Below are 17865 nucleotides of genomic sequence, written 5' to 3'. Positions count from 1 at the left end.
TTGTTTACAGGTATCGTAGAAGAAGTCGGTACAATTTCTCAGATAAAGCAGCAAAGTGATACGACAGTGATGACGATTAACTGTCAGGAAATATTATCCGATATACATATCGGTGATTCAATCAGCGTGAACGGTGTATGTTTAACGGTAACGTCATTTAATGCGCAATCGTTTACCGTAGACATCGTGCGTGGAACTAGTGCGATTACGCTTTTTCATACGATGAAAGCCGGCACTCAAGTAAATCTTGAACGTGCATTACTGCCGACGACGCGTCTTGGTGGCCACTTCGTCAGTGGACATATCGACACTAGTGTCTCAGTAAAACGTATCCAGCATAATGAAAAGACATATATTATCGAACTGGAACTACCACCACAGTTTAAGAACAACGTCATTCCGAAAGGTTCTATTGCAGTGAACGGCGTTTCACTCACGATCTTTGAACTGACGAATTCAATCACATTAAATATTATTCCTGAAACGGTACGCAGCACGATGCTTAATACACTTAAGACTGGCGATAAAGTGCATATCGAATTTGATATGCTTGGCAAATATATTCTAAATCAGACGAAGTCGAGTGATACACTCACTTTATCTAAACTGGAGATGATGATGTAATGTTTGATTCCATTGAAGAAGCACTGCAAGATTTGAAACTTGGTAAACCTATAATCGTAGTTGACGATGAAGACCGTGAAAATGAAGGGGATTTGATTGCAATCACAGACTTTATGTCTGAAGAGACGATTAACTTTATGATCACTCATGCGAGAGGTCTTGTCTGTGCACCGATTTCTCACGCACTTAACGACACACTAGGACTGCTACCGATGACCATGAACAACCAGGATCCGAATAAGACGGCATTCACAATCAGTATCGATCATAAAGATACGACGACAGGTATCAGTGCGAAGGAACGTTTTATGACAGTGAAAGCACTGGCAGATAATAATGTCACGTTAGCTCAATTTAACCAGCCGGGTCATATCTTCCCGCTCATTGCACAGCAAGGTGGCGTACTTAAACGAAAAGGTCATACAGAAGCTTGTGTGGATCTGGCAAAGCTCTCTGGTGCAAGTGAGACGGGCGTCATCTGTGAAATTATTAAAGATGATGGGACGATGGCAAGACGTGATGACTTAGTCATTTACAAAGAAAATCATGACCTGAAGATGATTACAATCGATGCCATCATTGACTATATTAAGTCAACGAAGCCACTTGTCACACGAGAAGCGAAAGTACATATGCCGACAGATTTCGGTACATTTCAGATGTATGGCTATAAAGAAATTTACTCGGATAAAGAACATGTCGCTTATGTGAAACCTTACAAAGGCATCCCTCATATACGCATCCATTCAGAATGCTTAACAGGTGATGTCTTCCATAGTAAACGTTGTGATTGCGGCAAGCAGCTTGAAGAAGCGATGCAGCATATTGATAAGCACGGCGGTATACTGCTTTATTTAAGACAGGAAGGCCGCGGTATCGGACTTATTAATAAATTGAAAGCATATGAAAAAATAGAAGCGGGCATGGATACGGTAGAAGCAAATCACGCGCTAGGATTTGGGAGCGACTTGCGCGACTATGCAGTTGCAGCATCAATGTTACGTGATCTCGGTGTTCATAAAGTGGAGTTACTGACGAATAATCCACGCAAAATTGATGGATTAAAACGCTATGGCATTGAAGTGATTGAACGTATTCCCCATCAATTTCAAAGTGTTGATGAAAATAAAGATTATCTAGAAACAAAAAAACAAAAACTAGGACATTTACTAAAGGAGAATTTAATATGAACTATAGTGCAAAGTTAACAGGTGAAGGTTTAAAGATTGCAGTCATTACATCACGTTTTAATCATTTTATTACAGACCGCCTGACTGAAGGTGCAATCGATACTTTAGAACGACATGGTGTAGTTAAAGAGGATATCGATACATTTTTAGTGCCAGGTGCCTTTGAACTTCCTTTTGTAGCGTCTAAGCTTGCACAAAAGAAAAAGTACGATGCAGTTATAACGTTAGGTTGTGTTATACGCGGGGCAACGACACATTATGATTATGTATGTAATGAAGCGGCAAAAGGTATTGCAAAAGCCGGAGAATACGGTACACCGGTCATCTTCGGAGTAGTAACAACTGAAAGTATTGAACAGGCGATTGAAAGAGCAGGAACAAAAGCAGGGAATAAAGGTGGAGATGCTGCAATCAGTGCGATTGAAATGGCAAACTTGAATAAGATGATGGATGAATTATAAAACGAACCCCATGTGATATTTCACATGGGGTCTATTTTATTTTCTTTTGAATAATTTCGATAATGCGATGATACCAACTGCAGCACCTGCTGCAATACCAGCATTCTTCTTCACTTCAGGTGTTGCGACGGATTTGTACACAAGCTGTAAGTTTTGCGGACGCTCAGCTAAGCGACGCATGAAGTAACCGTACCAGTCTTGTCCGTAAGGTACGTATGTACAGAAATTATATCCTGAATTTGCTATCTCTACTTGAAGCTCAGAGCGGAAACCATACAGCATCTGGAATTCGATTAAGTCTTTGTTTAAGTTATGCTGTGCAATAAATTTCTTCACGTGATCGATAATGTTATGATCATGTGTTGCGATTGAAGTCATCGCCTTCGCATTTAATAGACGTTGCTCGATGATCTTGATATAGTTCGCATCGATCTCTTCTTTTGATTGGTATGCTATTGATGCATCTTCTTTATATGCACCTTTTACAAGGCGTAGACGTACGTCCTGATATTTATCAATTTCTTCAGAAGCACGGAAAAGGTAAGCCTGAATGACAGTACCGACATTTTTAAATTCACCTTTTAAACGATCTAACATTTCGAATGTCTGTACAGTGTGACTGTAATCTTCAGTGTCCATATTCACATGCATATTGCCGCATTCATAAGCTTTCATTAAGATCTCACGAACGTTTTCATAGCAGAACTCAGGGTCAACATCCAATCCAATCTGTGTTAACTTGATCGACATATGTGCATCAACACCTGTGTCATAAATCGCCTGGATCATTTCTAGAATATTATTCTTAGCAGCTGTCGCTTCTTCTTTTGAGAAGACGAATTCTCCTAAGTTATCCACCGTAGCAGAGATATTTTTTGCGTTTAATGCACGGATAGATTCGATTGTCGTCTCCATATCTGTTCCGGCAACAACTTTATGTGCCCCTAATGCTAAACCATATTTCTTAGCTGCTGTATTCAATGTTTCGTTCTCACTTAGTTTGATGAAAAAATCTCTTGTTAAACCCATTTTACATCCTCCTTGTAGTCTTTCATTATTTTAATAATAATGAAAACGCTTTAAAAGGTCAAAAGAATTTTGTGGATTATTTATTAATTTGTGTAAAAATTCCTTTAATAAATATTGTGAATTATTGAAAATATTATTAACTCGTGTAAAATGAGTATTGCTATGAACCACAAGCGGTGCCTATTGTGCTGAGATGATACGCTTGAACCTGTAAGGTAATGCTTGCGCAGGAATGTGGCTTCTGGTTCATAAGCAATGAAAGGAGATTGGTTATGAACAGAGAGAGAACGGTCATATTGCTAGAAATTGCGATGATGGCAGCATTTGCAATGGTGCTGGACTTTATTGATTCACAGATTAAAGGTATATTCTTCGGGTTAAGCTTGAGCTTCTCGATGGTACCCGTGTTATTACTGTCATTCAGAAGAGGTGTTAAAGCAGGGATGACGGCAGGATTCTTATGGGGATTACTGCAGATTGCAGTTGGAGATGCAGCAGGTAGTATCGTACATCCCCTACAGGGCTTTCTTGATTATGCGTTCGCATTTACATTGATTGGACTCGCAGGACTTGCTGGACAGCCAGTCAATAAAATGAAGATTGTAATCTTTACGGCACTTGCAGTTTTCGCGCGCTACTTCATTCATTTCTTGTCGGGATGGGTATATTTTGGAGCTTATGCGCCAAAAGGGCAGCCGGCATGGTTGTATTCATTGCTCTATAACGGACAAATTGCACTTATTAACGGTATCACATGTATTATTATTCTGGTAATCCTGTTCACTGTAGCCCCGAGATTATTTAGTGTGGCAAATTATAACAAATATTAAGCTCTAGTCTTCGGACGGAGCTTTTTTATGTTCCGTGATAAAATCAGATTGGACAGGTTCAGAGCTTATTTCTATAAAGAATGGTAATGAGATAATTGTTAAAAATGCGATAACAACCTTTTTCAGTAGTTTCATCATGAGCCCCCTCTTAAATTAATTTAATTGTAGCGAAATATTGTAAATATCTGTTAAAAGAAAGATTAATTTATTGTATAGGATTGTAAATCTTCTTTATTGAGTACAATCTAAAGCGAAATTGTTATAATAAGTAGAAATAAATTAAAGGAGTATTGGGATGAGAGATCTAGGGGTATATTTCGGAACATTTGCACCATGTCATGTAGGACATCTTGAACAGATTATTCGCGCAAAACGTGAGAATAAAAATGCACTTGTCATCGTTTCTGGTTATGATGATGACAGAGGAGATAAAGCAGGAATGAGCTTGATGAATCGTGTGAAGGCAATGCGTGAACTGCTAAAGGACGATGAAAATGTAACCGTGGTCACACTCGATGAAACGAATATTCCAAGGTATCCGGCTGGATGGGCACCATGGCTTGATTTATTACGAGATAAGATTCAGTCACAAGCAGTAAGCCTAGATTTACCGATGGAATCTGTAACGTTTTATGTGGGAGAAGAGGAGTATATTGAACCACTGGATACATATTTCACGGAAGCGTTTCTAGAAAGTGAGATACAAATTACAAAGGTAGATCGCAGAATTACCGGTATCAGCGGAACGTCGATACGTGAGAATCCGATATTAAACTGGGATTTTGTAACGCGCCCTTTCCGAAGATTCTTCGTTAAAAATATATTGGTAATCGGAACGGCAAGTACAGGAAAGACAACGCTCGTGAGAGACTTGGCAAGACGCTATTCAACCTCATATTCTTTGGAATATTCAAGGGAGTATCAGACAACAAGACAAGTCCGCGATGATGAACTGGATATAAAGGACTTACACACAATTGGAATCGGTCAGTTTGAGCTGAACCGTAAACACATTCATTCTCCAGGAACGCGTAAAGTATTCTTCGCAGATACAGATGTGATGACGACGAAGCTTTATACGAAACTCTATGCACCTAAAGAAGATTATGAGAAGATTGCACCCGTATTTGATTACTATATCTCACTTCAGACATGGGCGCTGATTATCGTATTACCACCAACAACGAATTATGTAGATGACGGTTTCAGAGATATGTCGATGGCAGACGAAAAGGCACGCCTTGATATGCATCAAATGTTTCTGGATGAAATTGAATATCATGGCCTGGAAGATAAGATGGTCGTATTAAAAGGGAACAGTTTCCAGGAGAAGTACGAAGAAGCACACCGTCTTGTTGACGCAATACTTGCAGATGGCAAAGATAACTAAGGAGATGGGATATGTTTTTAGTTAAGGACTTTAGAGGTTTCACAACTTATGAGAAAGTGTTCTTCGGTTTATTCATGCTCGTACAAGTAGCGATACTGGTTTACTTCAGAATCGTAGATGGTACGACAGACTGGCTGAATGTAGTAGCGAGTGTATCAGGAATTCTTTGTGTAATTATGAGTGCGAAAGGAAGGCTTTCTACATTCTTCTACGGACTCATACAAGTGGCATCATACGGATATATTAGTTATATGCATAAATATTACGGTGAAGTCGGATTACAAGTGGTCTTTGGAATCTTCCAGTTTGTAGGACTATACTTCTGGATACGTAACATGCACTCAGATCATTTAACAGATGATCCGAACGTACAGGAAGTAGATTCACGTGGACTAGATGTAAAAGGATGGGGCATTACAGCTATTATCACTGCAGCCATCTATAGTCTGGTAGTCTACCTGCTTGTTTCAAGAACAGATGCAAATCAACCGTTTGTTGATGGAATAGCGACAAGCTTAAGCTTAGTCGGACAGACATTGATGACATTACGTTATAAAGAACAATGGCTGTTCTGGATTCTGATCAATATCGTATCAATCTTCTTATGGGCACGCGGCATGTTCCAGAATGGCACAATTGACGCAGCCGGCGTAACGATGGTTGTGATGTGGATCGGATTCTTGATTAACAGTGTATATGGCTATTACTACTGGAAGAAATTACAGCACGTTAATGTTGAAAATAGATAATATGAAGACTGGCGATTGCTGGTCTTTTTGTGTAGGAATAGAGGAGCTGATGAATCAATTTAATGGCAATAATTATGTTCATCTTGGCTCGTAAAATAAAAACATGAGCCAAGATGGCAGTATGAGGAGTAGGATGCACTTCAAGATGGCTCGTAAAAAATAAACATGAGCCAAGAAGAGGGGTTGGAAGTGATGAATCTGCTTAAGTTGGCTCATAAAAAATAAACATGAGCCAAGAAGAGGGGTTAGAAGTGATGAATCTGCTTAAGATGGCTCATAAAAAATAAACATGAGCCAAGAAGAGGGGTTGGAAGTGATGAATCTGCACAAGATGGCTCATAAAAAATAAACATGAGCCACCTTGGCATGTGCAACCAAGCAACTGCTCTCAACGTGGCACGTAAAAATAAAACACGTGCCACGTTGAATAATTAGTATGCAGGTATATCATGATTTAAAGATTTTCAACTATCTTTTAATAAAAGATAGTTGACGTATGAATAAAAATATACTATCTTACATTATAAGATAGCTATCTAATGTTAGGAGTAAAAAGATGTCAATTCATGATCAAATGATGAAAGGATTACTGGATGGGGCGATTCTAGGTTTAATTTCTCAAGGCGAAACTTACGGTTATGAAATACTAGAGAAGCTGAAAGAAAATGATTTTCCTGAAATTAGCGATGGAAGTATTTATCCTGTCTTATTAAGACTTGATAAAAAAGGTTATGTATCAACCAGAATGATAAAGTCTGATACTGGTGGCCCGAAACGTAAATATTATTCTATTACGGATGAAGGTTTAGAAGAGCTGAAATTATTTAATGAAAAATGGTTATCGTTAAATGAAGGCATGAATAATTTGATGAGGAGTGTTAATAATGTTGAGTAATGAAGCAGAGCATTTTCTATTACAGTTACGTTTGGAACTGATGTCTCGAGGTAAAAAAGATGAAGATATTGAAAGTATAGAAGAGGAATTGAGAGATCATCTAATTGAAGCTGAATCTCGAGGCGATAGTATTGAAAGTGTAACAGGTGGATCTGTTGATGAATATATAAAAAGCATATCTAATGAATTACCATTTGATAAAAATTTAATTAGTTTTATGTTTATGATTTTAATAGGTAGTTTACTTTTAACGATAATTCCCGATTTGGTAAGGGGAGATTATGAATTGTCATTATATAGATTATTTTACTATTTGACTATTACATTTGTTGGTTTACCATTAACAATATTCATAATGAAATCAATTTTGAAAAAATATGGTGACCACAAAAAATCATATATATTATTTGGTATTTACTTTATGATTACAACAGCTATATTTGTAGGAACAGAATTCATTTTAAAAAACATTGATAGTCCTATCGTATTAAAATTAGATAATAGCACTAGTTTCTATATTGGATTATCACTTACAATTATATATATCATCGTTTGTATTATATTTAAACAATTCTATTTAATTGCAGTAGTATTATATCTTGTTTTTCCTGATCTGGTTGCAAAGTTATTAACATCGAAATCACCTAATAGTGAAGAATTTATAACAATATCAACTATAACATTTACTATTCTTAATTTTGTTATAATAATAGCAGTAATCCTTTTCTTTAAAAAAACATTCGATAAGGAGAAAAAGAATGCAGATCATTAATAATCCAAAACAGTTGGAAATTCTTAATATTTTATTTTCAAAAGGTAAATCATTAAAAGTAAAATTTCAAGAGATTATGAACGTTATCTCACAATAAAGTCAATCAGGAGTTTACAATGTACAAATATATTTTATGTGATTTAGATAATACGATCCTCGATTTCAAAAAAGGTGAAGAAACTGCGATTAGGCGTGTGTTTGAGTCGGAAGGTATGACTTTTTCTGATGAATTATACGCACGTTATCATGATATTAATGTCGGGCTTTGGCGTGAGCTTGAAGCGGGTAGAGTTGATAAGCGTCATGTACTGACACATCGCTTTAAAATTTTCTTTAAGACGCTTGGTATTGATGTGGACGGTGCAGTGAAGGAACAGATTTTTAGAGAGCATATTAATAACAGCCATGTGCTTGTGGATGGCGCATTGCAGTTTCTGGATTATTTGAAGCGTAAGGGCTACATCCTTTGTACTGCAACTAATGGTGTGTTCTATACCCAGATGAAGCGCATGAAAGATGCCGGTATTCTGGAATATTTCACGCATCACTTTATATCTGAGGAGATTGGCTATGAAAAGCCTCATCACAATTTCTTTAAACATTGTATCGAAATACTTGAAGTCAAAGATTTATCGGAAGTTCTGATGATTGGAGATACATATACGTCAGATATCATCGGGGCACATCAATTCGGGATAGATAGCTGCTACTATGGCGTAAAACAAGTAGATGCCACGTATCGCATTGAAGAATTAGAAGAAATTAAGAATATCTTATAAGGGGAGATAGCGATGTTTGAGATTAGAAGTATCAATATTAATGATGCTGAAGGGATTCTTGAGTATTGCAAGATTGTTGGCGGGGAAACAGATAATCTATTGTTCGGCAGTGAAGGACTAGGTTTCTCGGTTGAAACAGAACGTACGATTATAGAGAATATTGCAGCGAAAGAGAAGGATATTATGCTTGTTGCAATGGATGAGGATAACGTTGTAGGTATTGGAAATATAATGGGAAATGGTCGTATGAGAATAGAACATCAAGCACGACTTGCAATATCTGTGCGTAAAGATTACTGGGGACAAGGCGTTGGAAGCCGAATGATGCAAGCATTGATTGATTTTGCGAAAGAAAGGTCAATCGAAATTATTACACTTGAAGTTTATCATGACAATGAATCAGCGATAAACTTGTATCAGAAGTTCGGTTTTAAAGAAATCGGTTATTTTAAGAATTATTCTAAAGTGAATGATGAATATAAAGATGCTGTATTGATGAATCTATATCTTTAAATTACTGTAGTTTGTGAATGTCCAGATAGCGGTCACTCATACAAACTTAAACCTCATCCTCGAGTTCATTCTGCTTTACATCAAGCGCTATATTCCCTATTATCTAATTGAAAGAAGGGATAATATGAATAAAGAACAATTAAAAGCACAGATTATAGAAGCGCATAATTTTCGCTTCGCTACGAAAGTATTCGATAAGGATAAACCTGTTGACGAAAGTGATATGAAATTTATTTTAGAAGTGGGTCGATTAAGTCCATCTTCTATCGGATTAGAGCCGTGGCGCTTCGTAATTCTAGAAAATGAAGCGGTAAAAGAAGAGATTAAACAGGTGGGCTGGGGCGCAGCGAAAGGTCAGTTAGATACTGCGAGTCACTTTGTTTTAATTTTGGCGAAACGTAATGCACGATATGATTCAGAACTGTTTAAAAATCATTTCGGGCCACGTGTAAACAATGATGAGATCCTACAGAAGATGATCCGCATTTACGAAAGTTTCCAGACGACAGATATTGATGTTGCAAATGATGAACGTACATTATTTGACTGGGCAGGTAAACAGACATATATCGCATTAGGTAATATGATGACAGCAGCAGCAGAAATCGGTATCGATTCATGTCCGATTGAAGGATTTAACTATGAAGCGGTTAACGATATATTAGCTAAACATGGCGTGATGAACCCTGAAGAAGAGGGGATCTCAGTTATGGTGGCTTTCGGTTATCGTGCACAAGGTCCAAAACGTCCGAAAGCACGTCGTCCATACGATGATGTAGTTAGTCGTTTTTAATTGTTAATTTAATGTAAATAAATACGTCAATCTTTAAGAAATCTTAACATCGCACTGCGTATATTGATGTTAAGATATAGATGTCTTAGATTTATTAATGAAGAGGTGTCTATATGTTTAGAGATATGGCGTTTTATATTTTCGGTGGTACACTTGACCCATTTTTTCAATTGTTCGTGTTTGAGCCGATTGTCATCACGATTATCGCTTTAATTGCTGCAATAATTACAAAGAAAGCATGGACGATGGCGCTTGTTATTATTGTGCTGAACATTATCGACAATGCAATCGATGTGAATTACTTGTATGGTGCTGAAGGTATCGGTTCGATTTTATATCATAATGTAACATTCTTCTTTATGAACTTCTTCTCGATGTTCTATGAATTTCTATTAAGCTTTATTATTGCGGGCTTACCGTTTATGCATAAAAGGTTCGGAATCGCATAATAAAAATGGGTGAGAGATATTTCTCTCGCCCATTTTTATTGTTCATGCATCTTTTTGTACTGTTTTCCTTTGGAGATATAACGTTCAATATTCGCGGCCATTTCCGCTTTATCTTCTTCTGTCAGCTCTCGAATGACTTTAGCCGGGCGTCCGAATGCTAATGTATTCGGTGGAATCCTCTTCCCGGGCGGAACAAGAGAACCAGCACCAATAAATGCGTTTTCGCCAATTTCAGCCCCATCAAGAATGGTAGAGTCCATCCCGATCAATGCATTTTTACGAATAATTGGTGAATGAAGAGTGACGCGGTGACCGATTGTTACGTTGTCTTCGATAATAAGTGGTTTTCCACCTGACTGGTGTAAACAACATAAATCCTGTACATTTGTTCCGTTACCGATAGATACAGGTGCTACATCTCCTCGAATTACTGTGCCATACCATATTGTAGCGTCACGCCCGACTGTAACATCTCCTGTAACTACAGCATTTGGAGCTACAAACGCTGAGTCATCGAGTTGAGGAAGCTTACCATCATATTCATATAACATACATTTCCCTCCATGAAATAAAATTATTTGGTATAATAATTTTATCATTAATAACAAGTAGTATGAAATATAAAGGAGCATCATTATGTGGAAGTGGGAAACAGAGGGAACACCAAAAGGGGTTGTCGTCATCGTACATAATTTACTTGAACATCATGGACGTTACGCATGGTTTATAACGAGGTTGCGTAGAGATGGGTATCATGTGATTATGGGAGACCTTCCAGGCCAGGGACAAACATCGCGTGTGAACCGTGGGCATATCGAATCGTTCGATGTTTATGGTGAAAAAGTATTGGAATGGATAGAGGTCGCAGAAGAATATCATATGCCGGTGTTCTTGATAGGTGTGGGTTTAGGCGGACTCATCGTAACAAATCTTCTGGAGAACGTTGATTTAAAATTAGAAGGCGTAGTATTATTATCTCCATTATTTGGATTTCAAAATACAGTGACGACACGTAAGAATTTCCTGGTATCTGGTCTGAGTTCAATTTCGAAGGAAGCAAAGTTCGATATGAATATCCCGCTTGAGGACTTGACGCGTGTACAGGCGAATATTGATGAACTGAAAAAAGATACATTAATGGTACAGAAAGTAAGCTTTAATCTATATAAATCGATTATCGAATCTATGAAAGCAACAATGGAACATATTCATAAGATCGGGGATGTACCGTTGATGATTATGTTCAGTGATGCAGATAGGGTTGCAGATGTTGATCAAATTAAATTGTTTACTAAAGAGGTTAAGACATCAGAAATCTACATTAAAAACTGGCGTACGCTATACCACGAACTGCATAACGAACCAGAACGTGATAACGTCTTATACTATGTCGAATCATTTATGAATAACAGGATGAATTATATAGGATTGATTACAGAAGATTCGGGTATACAGTAAGATATGTTTGATGTGAGGTGGGAATATGTCTAAATATAAACATGAAGTGAGTGATATGGTATTACTGAACGAACTTCAACAGGAGATTGATGAAATATTTGATCTCATCAGTGATAATTTTAATTTATCGAAAGAAGAATATATTGTTATGGTTACATTATGGGAGAAAGGTCCAATGCCGATGAAGGCTCTGGATGAATACTTAAATATTAAACCCTATAAACGCACGCGCTTTTATAATACGTTAGTTGAAAATGGCTGGATAAAAAAGGTGCGTCCAGCAGACGATGAACGTACGGTCATGATTTATTATAACGAAGAAAAACTTCCGATAAAGGAAGAGATTGTCAACTGTGCGTGTGAGTCTCTTAAAGGAAAAAAAGAACAGATGAAGGCACACTTTGATGCAATTATGGAAATATGCGGATAAAAAAACGTTGATCAGAAGATCAGCGTTTTTCTATTGCGCATATAAATGGCGGATTGTTTTTCTGATTAATAAATTCATACTTAAAGATATGAGCATCTTCTTGATTGAATTGTTGCAGATAGTTTAATACAACCTCTTTTTCAATCTGACCTTCAGCATGCCCTGGATATATGACTAATATGATGATGCCTTCTTTTTCCAGTATAGAAAATATGCGCTCAATGGCCTGAATTGTTGTCTGTGGCAATGTTACGATCGATTTATCTCCTTTAGGTAGGTAGCCTAAGTTGAAGATTGAAAGACGTACAGGAGAATCGACGTAATCCAGAACGTTTTGATGCCCATCCAAGTGGTATTGAATATTATTGAATGCTGCTGTTTTATCCTTTGTATTATTAATCGCTGACTGCTGTATATCAAATGCATGGATAACGCCAGTGCCCTGGAGCTGCTGTGCTAGATAGAGCGTATCGTTGCCATTACCGCACGTCGCATCGATTACTGTTGCGCCTTGTTCGATATATGTGTCGATAAGTTTTCTTGCAAATGGAAGGATGCCGAGTGCTTTCATTGTTCAATCCCAAAATATTTACCTTGATAACTGTCACGTTTTTTCAGTTCGTCATCAATGCCGTTTAACACTTCCCACTTGTTTACGCTCCACATTGGTCCAATCATTAAATCGATTGGACCATCCCCTGTTATGCGATGGATAATCATTTCCTCTGGGAGTATTTCAAGCTGATCCGCAACGAGTTTTACGTATGTTTCCTGATCCATAAATTCAAGCATTCCTTTTTCATACTGCTTGACCATCGGCGTCCCTTTTAATAGATGAAGCAGGTGAATCTTAATACCTTGAACGTCCATCTGTGAAACAACGCGTGCCGTTTCCATCATCATATCATAATCTTCAAGCGGCAGACCGTTAATAATGTGCGTACAAATGTTAATATTATGTTTACGTAGTTTAGCGACGCCGTCATAGTAACATTGCATGTCGTGGGCGCGATTGATAATATTAGAAGTCTTCTCATGAACGGTCTGCAGTCCAAGTTCGACCCAAAGGTAAGTACGCTCATTCAGTTCTGCTAAATATTCAACAACATCATCCGGCAAGCAGTCTGGTCGTGTAGCGATTGACAAGCCGACAACACCGGGAATTGCAAGTGCCGCTTCGTATTTTTCCTTTAACACTTCAAGTGGTGCGTGTGTATTGGTAAATGCCTGGAAGTAAGCGATATATTCACCATCCTGCCATTTCTCGTGCATCTTATTCTTGATCTTTTCAAACTGAACTGGAATCGGATCTACACGATCTCCAGCAAAGTCACCGCTTCCAGCAGCAGAGCAGAACGTACAACCGCCAAATGCGACAGTGCCGTCTCTATTCGGACAGTCAAAGCCACCTTCCAGCGCAACTTTAAATATTTTCTTGCCAAATTTATTGCGGAGATGGTAGTTCCATGTATGGTATCTTTTTTCATCAAATGCATATTTAAATGGTTTCATAATCTTCCCTCTTTCTTAATATATGGATTTTAACATATAATAGAGTTGTTTGGGATAAATTAATATAGAAGGTGAGGTAAATTAATGAAAATGCCAAAAATTGTGTGGCTGCTTGTTATCGGTATGGCCGTGAACGTTACAGGAGCAAGCTTAATCTGGCCACTGAATACAATTTATCTACATAATGAACTCGGTAAAAGCTTAAGTCTTGCAGGATTTGTCTTGATGCTTAATTCTGGTGCATCCGTTCTTGGTAATTTATTAGGGGGCACATTGTTCGATAAGATAGGAGGATACCGCTCAATCTTGATTGGTATCGTTATTTCAGCAATCAGCCTTCTCGGCATTATATTCTTACATGGCTGGCCTTGGTACGCGGTATGGCTCGTTATACTTGGCTTTGGCTCAGGTATCGTCTTTCCTTCCATCTATGCGATGGCAGGTAGCGCATGGCCTGAAGGGGGGCGCAAAACATTTAATGCAATCTATATCTCTCAAAACCTTGGTGTGGCGCTTGGAGCGGCATTAGGTGGATTTATCGCTGACCTTAGTTTCACGTATATCTTCATTCTGAACTTCTTGATGTATGCGGTCTTCTTCTTTATCGCATTCTTCGGTTATCGTTCAGCTGAACCGATTGCCGCGGGTAGCAATGTGATGCGTGACGTCGGAAACATTAAAGACAAAACTAAATTCAACGCACTGTTAATGGTCTGTACAGCCTACTGTTTGTGCTGGATTGGATACGTGCAATGGCAGTCGACGATTTCAAGTTATACGCAGGACTTAGGCATACCGCTTAAAGCATATAGCTCATTATGGGCAATGAATGGTGTGCTGATTATTGCTGGCCAGCCACTGATTGCTCCTATTATCAATCGACTGTCAACACGTATAAAAACGCAGATTGCTATTGGATTTGTCATCTTTATCGTATCGTATATTGTGACAAGCTTTGCCGATACATTTCTTATGTTTATGCTTGGAATGGTGATATTAACAATCGGTGAGATGTTTGTGTGGCCGGCAGTTCCGACTATTGCGAATATGCTTGCACCGAAAGGACGAACAGGCGTCTATCAAGGCATCGTCAATTCAACTGCAACATTAGGTCGTGCAATTGGGCCGTTGCTTGGTGGGTTCTTAGTCGATGCATATAATATGGATATTATGTTTACAGCGATGATTGTCTTTATCGCAATCGGCTTTTTCTTCCTCTTCGTATTTGACCGCAAGATCAATCTCTATGAATAAGAGTAAAGATACACTGATTTTTTAAAATATTTTCATAATTCAAAATAATGGTGTGAAATTAAAAAATGTAACTTTTTCTGAAAGGGTTGCGCAAATATAAAATAACCCTTATTATAGATTTAACTAGAGTAGTAACGTGAATCGTTTTCAAGGAAGCCAGTGGGTGCTGTGAACTGGTAAACGTGAAATGTGAACTTGCTGGGGTTTAAACTGAATCAACTAAAGCTGCACTATTAAAGTGAATTGCGGGTGGTACCGCGGTTGTCTATATGACAGTCGTCCCTATTTTTGGGATGACTGTCTTTTTATTTTAAAGGAGGAATCATAATGAGCTTTAATCATCAAACAATTGAGAAGAAATGGCAGAAGTACTGGTTAAATAACCATACATTTAAAACGACTGAAGACAAGGATAAGAATTTCTATGCATTGGATATGTTCCCATATCCATCAGGTGCTGGTCTTCACGTTGGACATCCTGAAGGTTATACAGCAACGGATATCATTTCTCGTTTTAAGCGTATGCAAGGTTATAACGTATTACATCCAATGGGATGGGACGCGTTCGGACTGCCAGCAGAGCAATATGCAATCGATACAGGGAATGATCCGGCAGAATTCACCGAGAAGAATATTGCGACATTCAAACGTCAAATTCAAGAACTTGGCTTCAGCTATGACTGGGAGCGTGAAATTAATACGACAGACCCAGAATATTATAAATGGACACAGTGGATCTTCATACAGCTGTATAAAAAAGGTTTAGCATATGTGGATGAAGTAGCAGTAAACTGGTGCCCTGCACTCGGTACCGTATTATCGAATGAAGAAGTAATTGATGGTGTATCAGAGCGTGGTGGACATCCTGTTATTCGTAAACCAATGCGTCAGTGGGTCCTTAAAATCACTGAATATGCAGATCGTTTACTAGAAGATCTAGAAGAGCTGGACTGGCCGGAATCTCTAAAAGATATGCAGCGTAATTGGATTGGTCGTTCAGAAGGTGCCGAAGTTGCTTTCGAAGTTGAAAATTCAGAACATACATTTAAAGTATTTACAACACGTCCAGACACAATTTACGGTGCGACATATGCCGTATTATCACCTGAGCATGAATTAGTTGCGGCAATTACATCAGAAGAACAAGCAGAAGCGGTAAAAGCATATCAGGAACAGGCAGCAAGAAAATCTGACCTGGAACGTACGGATCTTGCGAAAGACAAGACTGGGGTCTTTACAGGAAGCTATGCAGTCAATCCATTCAACGGTGAACGTATGCCGATCTGGATTTCTGATTACGTATTAGCATCATATGGAACAGGTGCTATTATGGCAGTACCCGCACACGATGAGCGTGACTTTGAGTTTGCAAATCAGTTCGGATTAGACATTAAACCAGTGATTGAAGGTGGCGATAACACGTCAGCTTACACAGGTGATGGTGTTCATATCAACTCAGGAGAACTTGATGGCCTGAACAAAGAGGAAGGAATCAGACGTGCAATCGAGCTATTAGAAGCTAAAGGTATCGGTGAAAAGAAAGTATCTTACAAACTACGTGACTGGTTATTCTCTCGTCAACGTTACTGGGGTGAACCAATTCCTGTAATTACATGGGAAGATGGTTCAATGACGACTGTACCTGAAGAAGAACTGCCACTCATGCTGCCGAAGACAGAACACATCAAGCCATCAGGGACAGGGGAATCACCACTTGCGAATATTGATGAATTTGTCAATGTCACAGATCCTGTAACAGGGATGAAAGGACGCCGTGAGACGAACACGATGCCACAATGGGCCGGCAGCTGCTGGTATTACTTGCGTTATATCGATCCGAAAAATTCTGACATGATTGCAGATCCTGAGCTTCTTAAGAAATGGTTGCCAGTAGATTTATATATCGGTGGTGCAGAACACGCCGTGCTTCATTTACTCTATGCACGTTTCTGGCATAAGGTATTGTACGATCTAGGCGTTGTACACACGAAAGAACCATTCCAGAAACTATTCAACCAAGGGATGATTCTCGGTGAAGGAAACGAGAAGATGAGTAAATCAAAAGGAAATGTCGTGAACCCGGATGACGTCGTTGCAAGTCACGGAGCAGACACACTGCGTCTATACGAAATGTTCATGGGACCACTAGATGCATCAATTGCCTGGAGTACAAATGGGTTAGACGGTGCAAGACGATTCTTAGACCGTGTGTATCGCCTGCTTGTAAATGAAGATGGCACACTCACTGAGAAGATTACAGAACAACCAGTAGAAGCTATGGATAAAGTGTATCATCAAACTGTGAAGAAAGTGACAGATGACTATGAAACATTAGGCTTCAATACAGCAATCTCACAGATGATGGTATTTATCAATGAAGGATACAAAGCAGAGCAATTAAACATCGACCATATCCGTGGATTCGTGAAGTTATTGAATCCGATTGCACCACACATCACAGAAGAACTTTGGGAAAAACTTGGCGGTACGGAATCAATAACGTATGAAGCATGGCCGGTATATGACGAAAGTAAGCTTGTGGACAGCGAAGTTGAGATCGTAATTCAAGTGAACGGTAAGCTTAAACAAAAAGCAACAATCGCGAAAGATATGGATAAAGCAGAAATGGAGACATTCGCGTTATCACTTGAAGCGGTGCAGACAGCGATTGAAGGCAAAACAGTAAGAAAAGTAATCGCCGTACCAAATAAACTTGTCAATATCGTGGCGAACTAGG

Annotated in this window: 21 protein-coding genes; 16 read left to right on the top strand and 5 right to left on the bottom strand. The window is 38.6% G+C overall.

From position 1 onward, the window contains the following. From ACZ2V4_RS03765 to ribH, 3 genes are read left to right on the top strand one after another with little or no spacing between them, the layout of a single operon-like run. Positions 1–624 carry a riboflavin synthase gene (locus tag ACZ2V4_RS03765; RefSeq protein WP_413474757.1) on the top strand — a complete coding sequence of 208 codons (624 nt, stop codon included), beginning with the start codon at positions 1–3 and terminating at the stop codon, positions 622–624. Next, positions 624–1814 (top strand): 3,4-dihydroxy-2-butanone-4-phosphate synthase, encoded by a 1191-nt coding sequence (gene ribB, locus ACZ2V4_RS03760; RefSeq protein WP_420493858.1) that lies wholly within the window; start codon positions 624–626, stop codon positions 1812–1814. Before ACZ2V4_RS03765 ends, ribB begins: the two co-directional genes overlap by 1 nt. Continuing rightward, complete coding sequence (ribH, locus tag ACZ2V4_RS03755; protein WP_099483721.1) at positions 1811–2275, top strand: 6,7-dimethyl-8-ribityllumazine synthase; 465 nt, start codon at positions 1811–1813, stop codon at positions 2273–2275. Before ribB ends, ribH begins: the two co-directional genes overlap by 4 nt. A gap of 36 nt (positions 2276–2311) precedes the next feature. On the opposite strand, the gene ACZ2V4_RS03750 is transcribed toward ribH, so the two are convergent. Beyond that, positions 2312–3304, bottom strand: coding sequence for a proline dehydrogenase family protein (locus ACZ2V4_RS03750; protein ID WP_420496107.1), 993 nt, complete (start codon positions 3302–3304; stop codon positions 2312–2314). 272 nt (positions 3305–3576) lie between these two features. Here ACZ2V4_RS03750 and thiT point away from each other — a divergent pair, with 272 nt between their 5' ends. Next, a complete protein-coding gene (gene thiT / locus ACZ2V4_RS03745; protein ID WP_219492792.1) occupies positions 3577–4134 on the top strand; it encodes an energy-coupled thiamine transporter ThiT in 558 nt (185 codons plus the stop codon). A gap of 3 nt (positions 4135–4137) precedes the next feature. Here the strand turns inward: thiT and ACZ2V4_RS03740 are convergent, their stop codons facing one another. Then, entirely contained in the window at positions 4138–4269 is a 132-nt protein-coding gene (locus ACZ2V4_RS03740) for a hypothetical protein (protein ID WP_256447888.1), read from the bottom strand. Positions 4270–4429: 160 nt separating this feature from the next. Between ACZ2V4_RS03740 and ACZ2V4_RS03735 the strand changes: the two genes are divergently transcribed. The 8 genes from ACZ2V4_RS03735 to ACZ2V4_RS03700 all read left to right on the top strand — a co-directional run bounded on the left by ACZ2V4_RS03735 (position 4430) and on the right by ACZ2V4_RS03700 (position 10474). Further along, positions 4430–5524 carry an AAA family ATPase gene (locus tag ACZ2V4_RS03735; RefSeq protein WP_420496106.1) on the top strand — a complete coding sequence of 365 codons (1095 nt, stop codon included), beginning with the start codon at positions 4430–4432 and terminating at the stop codon, positions 5522–5524. An 11-nt stretch (positions 5525–5535) separates the two neighbouring features. After that, positions 5536–6273 carry a nicotinamide riboside transporter PnuC gene (pnuC, locus tag ACZ2V4_RS03730; RefSeq protein WP_420496105.1) on the top strand — a complete coding sequence of 246 codons (738 nt, stop codon included), beginning with the start codon at positions 5536–5538 and terminating at the stop codon, positions 6271–6273. A 556-nt stretch (positions 6274–6829) separates the two neighbouring features. Then, positions 6830–7168: a PadR family transcriptional regulator gene (locus ACZ2V4_RS03725; RefSeq protein ID WP_101140142.1), complete on the top strand. Its 339-nt coding sequence runs from the start codon at positions 6830–6832 to the stop codon at positions 7166–7168. Beyond that, positions 7158–7940, top strand: coding sequence for a hypothetical protein (locus ACZ2V4_RS03720; RefSeq protein ID WP_490514510.1), 783 nt, complete (start codon positions 7158–7160; stop codon positions 7938–7940). The genes ACZ2V4_RS03725 and ACZ2V4_RS03720 overlap by 11 nt, the downstream gene beginning before the upstream one ends. A gap of 116 nt (positions 7941–8056) precedes the next feature. Further along, positions 8057–8719: a YjjG family noncanonical pyrimidine nucleotidase gene (locus ACZ2V4_RS03715; protein ID WP_490514509.1), complete on the top strand. Its 663-nt coding sequence runs from the start codon at positions 8057–8059 to the stop codon at positions 8717–8719. Between the two features lie 12 nt (positions 8720–8731). Further along, a complete protein-coding gene (locus tag ACZ2V4_RS03710) occupies positions 8732–9232 on the top strand; it encodes a GNAT family N-acetyltransferase (RefSeq protein WP_413474765.1) in 501 nt (166 codons plus the stop codon). A gap of 124 nt (positions 9233–9356) precedes the next feature. Next, positions 9357–10025: an NAD(P)H-dependent oxidoreductase gene (locus ACZ2V4_RS03705; protein ID WP_413474767.1), complete on the top strand. Its 669-nt coding sequence runs from the start codon at positions 9357–9359 to the stop codon at positions 10023–10025. A gap of 113 nt (positions 10026–10138) precedes the next feature. Further along, the gene (locus ACZ2V4_RS03700; RefSeq protein ID WP_219492778.1) at positions 10139–10474 is read left to right on the top strand and encodes a hypothetical protein; all 336 of its coding nucleotides are present in this window, start codon (positions 10139–10141) and stop codon (positions 10472–10474) included. Positions 10475–10509: 35 nt separating this feature from the next. Here the strand turns inward: ACZ2V4_RS03700 and ACZ2V4_RS03695 are convergent, their stop codons facing one another. Next, positions 10510–11025: a gamma carbonic anhydrase gene (locus ACZ2V4_RS03695; RefSeq protein WP_413474770.1), complete on the bottom strand. Its 516-nt coding sequence runs from the start codon at positions 11023–11025 to the stop codon at positions 10510–10512. An 85-nt stretch (positions 11026–11110) separates the two neighbouring features. On the opposite strand from ACZ2V4_RS03695, the gene ACZ2V4_RS03690 reads away from it, so the two are divergent. Then, complete coding sequence (locus tag ACZ2V4_RS03690; RefSeq protein ID WP_413474771.1) at positions 11111–11932, top strand: alpha/beta fold hydrolase; 822 nt, start codon at positions 11111–11113, stop codon at positions 11930–11932. 25 nt (positions 11933–11957) lie between these two features. Then, on the top strand, positions 11958–12362 hold the full coding sequence (locus ACZ2V4_RS03685; protein WP_219492771.1) for a transcriptional regulator, SarA/Rot family: 405 nt from the start codon (positions 11958–11960) through the stop codon (positions 12360–12362). Positions 12363–12381: 19 nt separating this feature from the next. On the opposite strand, the gene mnmM is transcribed toward ACZ2V4_RS03685, so the two are convergent. Both mnmM and mnmL read right to left on the bottom strand, forming a co-directional pair. Further along, complete coding sequence (mnmM, locus tag ACZ2V4_RS03680) at positions 12382–12933, bottom strand: tRNA 5-(aminomethyl)-2-thiouridylate-methyltransferase MnmM (RefSeq protein WP_099483702.1); 552 nt, start codon at positions 12931–12933, stop codon at positions 12382–12384. Then, a complete protein-coding gene (mnmL, locus tag ACZ2V4_RS03675) occupies positions 12930–13874 on the bottom strand; it encodes a tRNA modification radical SAM protein MnmL/YtqA (RefSeq protein WP_414738620.1) in 945 nt (314 codons plus the stop codon). Before mnmL ends, mnmM begins: the two co-directional genes overlap by 4 nt. Positions 13875–13958: 84 nt before the next feature. Here mnmL and ACZ2V4_RS03670 point away from each other — a divergent pair, with 84 nt between their 5' ends. Together ACZ2V4_RS03670 and leuS are read left to right on the top strand one after the other, a co-directional pair. Next, complete coding sequence (locus tag ACZ2V4_RS03670; protein WP_420496101.1) at positions 13959–15128, top strand: MDR family MFS transporter; 1170 nt, start codon at positions 13959–13961, stop codon at positions 15126–15128. Positions 15129–15455: 327 nt separating this feature from the next. Continuing rightward, positions 15456–17864 (top strand): leucine--tRNA ligase, encoded by a 2409-nt coding sequence (leuS, locus tag ACZ2V4_RS03665; protein ID WP_490514508.1) that lies wholly within the window; start codon positions 15456–15458, stop codon positions 17862–17864. Position 17865: the final 1 nt, after the last annotated feature.

The organism is Macrococcus sp. CoH-51_TC_04 (assembly GCF_058188655.1).
Note: the sequence above shows the minus strand (reverse complement) of the source record. Positions and strands in the feature narration are given on the sequence as shown.